This is a genomic window from Thiohalocapsa sp. (assembly GCF_019695415.1).
Taxonomy (GTDB): Bacteria; Pseudomonadota; Gammaproteobacteria; order Chromatiales; family Chromatiaceae; genus Thiohalocapsa.
Genome location: NZ_JAIFKJ010000379.1, coordinates 492 through 3,913, shown reverse-complemented (window position 1 = coordinate 3,913; position 3,422 = coordinate 492). Strand labels below are relative to the sequence as shown.

Sequence of the window (3,422 nt, the reverse complement as noted above, 5' to 3'; positions counted from 1 at the left end):
GCGGGTGAGCCGGCGGTCCAACGACGGTGGATGCCTGCGCGGGTCCCGCTCAGCGTGCGGAGACTCAGTGTGCGGGGGTCTGCGCGATGGCTCGCTGCAAGGCCGCCCGCAGCCGAGCCGGCTGCAGGGGCTTGTGGAGCAGCCGATAGCCGCTTTCGCGGGCCAGTCGGATGCGCTCGGGTGCGGTATCCCCGGTGAGCAGCACGGCGGGCACGGGCTGGCTCACGGCGGCACGCACGGCTGCGATGGCGTCAATACCGGTCTCCTCATCGCGCAGCCGCAGATCGGAGAGGATCACATCCGGCACTTGCCCGTTCCGACGCAGCAGTGCCTGCGCCTGCGCGCCGGACTGCGCCGTGAGCACCTCACAACCCCACTGCCCCAGGAGCACCGCGGTCGCCTGCAGGACATCGCGCTCGTCGTCGATGACCAGGACGACGCGCCCATGCATCTCCCAGAGCGTCGGCGGCGACGGCGATGACGCAGCCGTTTCGGGGATACGGGTGGCGCGCGGCAGCAGGACACTCACCACCGTCCCCCGACCAAGGCGCGAGCGCAGCGATAGGGGCAGCCCGAGCAGGTCGCACAGTCGCCGGACAATGGCGAGACCCAGCCCGAGACCACGGCTGCGGTCGCGGTGGGGATTATCGATCTGGTGGAACTCCTCGAAGACCTTGGCGATGCGATCCCCGGGGATGCCGATGCCGGTGTCCCAGACCTGCAACAAGACCCTATCGCGTCGCTTGCGACAGGCGATGAGCACGCCGCCCTGGTCGGTATAGCGAATCGCGTTGCTGATGAGGTTGCGGACTACCCGTTCCAGCAACAGCGGGTCGGTGCGCACCAGCGCGGCACAGTGGCGGCAGCGCAGCCGAAGGCCCTTACGATGGGCCTCGGCTTCCTGTTCGCGCACGCAGCGATGAAGCAGCCCCGCGAGGCGGAAGTCTTCGGGCTCCGGAGTCACCGCGGCGGCGTCGAGCCTGGAGATGTCCAGCAGGGCGTTAAAGAGCTTGCCGAGCGCGTCGAGCGACTGCTCCACTCTCGGGTAGATGGCAGTCCGTTCTCGATCACCGCAGGACCGCTTCAGCGCCTCGATGAGCAGGTTCAGCGCATGCAGTGGCTGGCGCAGATCGTGGCTTGCAGCCGCGAGGAACTTCGACTTGGCGACATTCGCGTCCTCGGCGATCTGCTTCTGGTGCTGCAGGTCCAGCAGCAGGGCGTCGTTGGCATACTTGAGGCGCAGCGTCTGGGTGACAACACCATTGAACACCAGGGCGAAGTAGACACATCCCGCCAGGAAGACCAGCACCATGAGGCCGATCACGGCGATGCCTTCCGGCTCCTGGGTGAAAAAGTGCAGCGCCAAGGGTATGGCGATGGGCAGCGCAAAGCCCACGTAGACGCTCAACAGGTAAGACAGCACGCTGATCGCGCCTGCCATGACGCCCCCCAATGTCAGGGCGGTCAGTACCAGCACTTCGGTCGAGCCCAGGTCCAGCATGTAGAGTGCGCTCCCCCAGCCCGCACCCGAGAAGACTGCAGTGAGCGTATAGAGTCGGGGCGTGGTGCGGCGGATCGGCCGCCCTCGGGCGGGGGGCAAAACGAAGTGGTGCAGCAACTGACGGACGAGGACCACCGTCAGAAACACTGCCATCCAGACCCAAGGCTGCGGAGTCCGCATCTGCAGCCACAGGGCCCCCGCGAAGATGGTGGCCAACGAGACGTTGAGCACCTGGCCCCGCGGAATCTGCTGATGCAGGAGGCGCAAACGCTCCTCGGCGATGTCCTGAGGGCGGGCCGTCAACAAGTCTGGGAGCGGTTCCTGCTTAGACATCTGGCCCGCGCTGAGCGGCTCACTCGGCGTCGAATTCAAAGCCCCGCTGCTGCGCGAGCATGACAGCCTCGGTGCGGTTGCTGGCGCCGAGCAGCCGCAGCACACCTGCGACATGGACCTTCACGGTGTTGTCCGACACCGCCAGTGCGCGTGCGATCTGTTTGTTCGACCAGCCCCGCCCGAGCAATCGGAGCACCTCCTGCTGGCGCCGCGTCAGCAGCGTCGACAATGCACCGTTCTGAGGCAGACGCGAGGTCTTCACATCCGCGGGCTGCGGCGTCGCCTGCATCAGCGCCGGCGGCAGATACACACCGCCCGCAAGCACCAGCTTGAGGGCCGAGATCAGCAGCTCGCTCGGCGACGACTTGGGCACGTATCCAGCGGCACCGAGCTCGAGCGCCGCGCGCACGTGCGCCGCGCTCTCGCTCGCCGACAGCACCACCACGGGCACCGAGTCCGCCGCGCTGCACACGTGCCGCAAAAGGTCGAGCTCGACCGCGCCCGGCATGAACAAGTCGAGCAGCACCAGATCCAGCTCGGTGCCCCCTGCCAGACAGTCCATCACCTCTGCAGCGTTGGCCGCCTCAAAGACGCGCGGCTCCGGCGCCAATTGCGACAGCACGCCAATAAGGCCCGCCCGCACCAGGGCATGGTCATCCGCTACCAAGACATTCAATCCCGGCTCCTCCATCGAGGCAAAAGCATTAGCCCATTTGGACTAGCTCGCTTGCGCCATGGTCGGTTCACCGGGGCGATCATACACTGAAGTTGAACAGGTCTTAATCTCGTTAAAGCGTCGCTACGTCGGCACTGCCGACGCACCGAGCACGAGAGTCATGGCCGTCAAAAACTCAGCATGAGGTATGTAATGAACGGTAAGCGCTTGAATGAAAATGCATCCCGCCGCATCGTCCGCGCTCTGCTCTGCGTGACGGGTCTGGGCTTTCTGGCCCCTTCCCAGGCATCCGCCGAGGACGCCGACAGCGGCGTAGCGGCCATCGAAATGCGTCGTCTCCTGCAGCCGACGCCGGCGGAGCTGGCACAAGAGCAAAAGGGCCGGATCTACATCTACGACGGGCTGCGCGCCGTCGACATCGAGAACGCCATGGACACCGCATTCGACCGCATCGAAAATATGATGTTCATCCGCGTTCGTAAGACGGATGAGCAGGGCAAGACGCTTCGCGACCCGGCAACCGGCGAGCCCCAGTTCGAAGACGACGGCTGCTGACGCGAATGAAGGCGATGGCACTGGCGAAGGAATACAAATGCCCGGACCTCACGGGCGGAAATGCACCGGTATTGTACTCAGTAGGGCACCCGATATTGCGTGCAGTCGGCAACTTGAGGGCGCCTCGAAACATTCGCCGCCCCTGGCGGTGCGCGGGTAAAACCGTAGTCCACCGCCGATATAACAAATCGGCCAAAGCGCCATATCGTGGTGCCCACGCCGCAGCGTACGCCACGCCGATACCCTCTTGCGCTGCCCACCCACCCCCGTCCCGGACCACACTCCCCGCCCCCGCCCTTGCCCCCCTCCCCGCGCCCACACCCCCCCCCGCCACACCGCCCCCGGCCCCCCCCCACC

3 protein-coding genes are annotated in these 3,422 nt (G+C 66.0%); 1 reads left to right on the top strand and 2 read right to left on the bottom strand.

The window, feature by feature from the left end:
• Positions 1 to 64: 64 nt before the first annotated feature.
• The gene (locus tag I6U14_RS10865) at positions 65 to 1,834 is read right to left on the bottom strand and encodes an ATP-binding protein (RefSeq protein ID WP_296899246.1); all 1,770 of its coding nucleotides are present in this window, start codon (positions 1,832 to 1,834) and stop codon (positions 65 to 67) included.
• 19 nt (positions 1,835 to 1,853) lie between these two features.
• Positions 1,854 to 2,510 carry a response regulator transcription factor gene (locus tag I6U14_RS10860; RefSeq protein WP_296899244.1) on the bottom strand — a complete coding sequence of 219 codons (657 nt, stop codon included), beginning with the start codon at positions 2,508 to 2,510 and terminating at the stop codon, positions 1,854 to 1,856.
• Positions 2,511 to 2,702: 192 nt separating this feature from the next.
• On the opposite strand from I6U14_RS10860, the gene I6U14_RS10855 reads away from it, so the two are divergent.
• The gene (locus I6U14_RS10855) at positions 2,703 to 3,065 is read left to right on the top strand and encodes a hypothetical protein (protein ID WP_296899243.1); all 363 of its coding nucleotides are present in this window, start codon (positions 2,703 to 2,705) and stop codon (positions 3,063 to 3,065) included.
• Positions 3,066 to 3,422: the final 357 nt, after the last annotated feature.